At 69.0% G+C, this 2347-nt stretch carries 2 protein-coding genes; one reads left to right on the forward strand and one right to left on the reverse strand.

What is annotated here, in order from left to right; genetic code table 11:
• On the reverse strand, positions 1 to 1423 hold a 1423-nt coding region (locus tag U9977_RS25170), incomplete at its 3' end, for an NAD(P)H-quinone dehydrogenase (protein WP_322751766.1).
• Positions 1424 to 1757: 334 nt separating this feature from the next.
• On the opposite strand from U9977_RS25170, the gene U9977_RS25175 reads away from it, so the two are divergent.
• Positions 1758 to 2198, forward strand: a complete 441-nt coding sequence (locus U9977_RS25175; RefSeq protein WP_322751767.1) for a gamma-glutamylcyclotransferase — start codon at positions 1758 to 1760, stop codon at positions 2196 to 2198.
• Positions 2199 to 2347: the final 149 nt, after the last annotated feature.

The raw sequence follows: 2347 nt of genomic DNA on the forward strand, positions 1-2347 counted from the left end.
CCCGGGGGATGGCGATCCGTGCGGCTTCGGACAAGGAACCGGAAACCGAGGGATAGATCGCAAACGTGTGGGCGACCTGGTCGACGGTCAGACCATTGGCGACCGCCAGCGACACCGGAAAGATCAGTTCTGATGCCCGCGGCGCCACGATGACCCCGCCCAGGATGCTGCCGCTACCGGGCCGGCAGAACAGTTTGACAAAGCCGTCAGTGACGGCCTCCATCTTCGCGCGCGGGTTCCGGGCGAGCGGGAGGACCGTGGTGTGAGCAGCAACCGCGCCTGATTCGATCATCCGCTGGGAGATGCCGACGGTCGCGATCTCCGGTTCGGTGAAGATGTTCGACGACACGGTGCCCAACCGCAGTGGGGTGACCGCCTCACCGAGCGCGTGCCACATCGCGATCCTGCCCTGCATGGCGGCGACGGACGCCAGCGGCAGTACACCGGTGCAGTCACCGGCGGCGTACACGCCGGGCACCGACGTTCTCGACATCCGGTCGACCTCGATGTGACCGGTGGCGCTGCGTCGAATCCCGACATCGGTCAGGCCGATGTCGGAGGTTCGCGGTACCGATCCGACCGCCATCAGGACGTGGCTGCCGCTGATGATCCTGCCGTCGTCGAGATCCACTTCTACCCCGCCGGTGACCCGGCGGGCCGCCGTTGCCCGGGACCGGCCCAGCACGGTGACGCCCCTGCGCTGGAAGACATCCTCCAGCACCCGGGCCGCGTCGGGATCCTCACCGGGCAGTACCCGGTCGCGGGAGGAGACAAGCGTCACCTGTGCCCCGAGCGCCCGGTAGGCGCTGGCGAACTCGGCGCCGGTGACACCGGACCCGACCACGATCAGATGTTCGGGCAGCCTGTCGAGGTCGTAGAGATGGCGCCAGGTGAGAATTCTCTCACCATCGGGTGTCGCCGCCGGCAGGATCCTCGGCGACGCGCCGGTGGCGATCAGCACGATGTCACCGAAAAAGGCCTCGCCGGAATCGATCTCGACCGCATGCGGACCGACCAGCCGCCCGTGGGCGTGCACGACCCGGACGGCCTCCTTCTCCAGCCGGGTCTCGATGTCCCGGGACTGCGCCTGCGCCAGCCCACGCACCCGGGCATAGACCCGCTCGATGTCAACGCTGACGCCGGCGGGAAGCCCGGGGCCGGGTGTCGCGCGGGCATCCCAGCCCGCTTCGGGCAGCACGAAACCCCCGTCACGTAGCCGAACACCGAGCGAGGGGGCCGCGGCCAGTGCGGTCATCGCCGCCGATGTGGCGATCAACGTTTTGGACGGAACACAGTCAGTGAGAACACAGGCACCCCCCGTCCCATCCGAATCGATGAGCGTGACAAATGCCCCGAGCTCGGCACCGACAAGCGCCGCCTCATACCCTCCGGGGCCTCCTCCGAGGATGACGATTCGCGGCACGTACGCGCTCCCTTCCGTGGACGGGCTGCTCTCCAGCTAGCTGGGGACTGCGGCCTCCGGCGGCGCACGAGGAACAGCATCGCGCCGCCTTTGGCCCTCCAGCTATCTTGCCTCCCGCCGCGCGCCGCACCGCTGGGATCCGGAGCGACTTTCGTACAATCGGGGAAGGTGGCCCGCTGGGCTGGCGCGTCAGCCCCGCCGGCCTGGACCGGCCCGGCCCGTCACCGCAGTCGGGCGGAAGGTGGGTACGGTAGGCGCCAGTGGAGATTCTTGAAATATGCCGTCGCACGAACGGTGACGGTCGCGACGAAAGAGCCTGCGAAAGACGCACGCCATGACCATGTACGCCGCCTACGGCAGCAACCTCGATCCGGCCCAGATGAAGGAACGCGCGCCGCGCGCTCCGGTCATCGGGACCGGCTGGATACACGGCTGGAGACTCACCTTCGGCGGCGAGGACGTCGGTTGGGAGGGCGCGCTCGCCTCGATCGTCGAGTCCCCCGGATCCCGGGTCTACGTGATGCTCTACGACATCGACCGGCGTGACCTGCGACAGCTCGACGTGTGGGAAGGCGCCGACGCGGGCCTCTACACCCGCATCCGCGTCCGGGTGTCCACGCTGGACGGCGAGGCGTTGGCCTGGACGTACGTGCTGGACGCCTACGAAGGCGGCCTGCCGTCCAAACGGTACGTGTCGATCATGGCTGACGCGGCGGAGCGGGCCGGCGCCCCGGCCGACTACGTCGCCTACCTGCGCAGCCGCCCGACCGCCTAGGCAGGGCGCTTGCGCAGCCGCCTACGGATTGTCGATCGGCGCGGAGCGTATGACCGAGTCCAGGTGCCCAAGCGGCTTCTGGTGCCCAAACGGCTCCTGGTGCCCGACGGCCTGCCCACGGGCGGCCAGCTCGTCGCCCAACAACCCGA

This window comes from Protofrankia sp. Cas8 (assembly GCF_963555845.1).
Taxonomy (GTDB): domain Bacteria; phylum Actinomycetota; class Actinomycetes; order Frankiales; family Frankiaceae; genus Protofrankia.

Bases quoted from the DNA above. Each gene is read 5' to 3' on its own strand.
- U9977_RS25175 (WP_322751767.1), top strand. From the start codon at position 1,758: ATGACCATGTACGCCGCCTACGGCAGCAACCTCGATCCGGCCCAGATG.